Here is a 327-nt window from a genome sequence, read left to right as displayed (position 1 = left end):
GCAATGGGTTTCCCCGATGTCACCACCCGGAACAGCCAGCCACGAATGGCATCCTGTAATAAATACTCGGTGATCGCCGCCACCAATAATTCCAGATTACCCGCCTCAAAACGTTCCCCGGCTGTTCCCATGGCCTGCTTCAGAGTGGCGAGTTGCGCAGCCTGACCCGCCATCGACGGCCCGGCTTCCAGATACAGGGTTTCCAGAAAGTCCAGTTGCTCGACAGTCAGCTGGACAAATGGCACCTCAGCCCGATGGCCAAATCGCAGCTGGTCAGCCAGATACGACAAGGTCGGAAAACGCTCAACCAGAGCTTCTACATAAATA

The 327-nt window shown here is 55.7% G+C and carries 1 pseudogene; it reads right to left on the bottom strand.

Annotated features, from left to right (window positions below):
* Positions 1-327: pseudogene (locus Q4563_RS18065) on the bottom strand (AAA family ATPase); the annotation flags it as partial.

It is taken from the genome of Gilvimarinus sp. 1_MG-2023, assembly GCF_030548285.1.
This window is presented reverse-complemented; position numbering and strand designations above follow the sequence as displayed.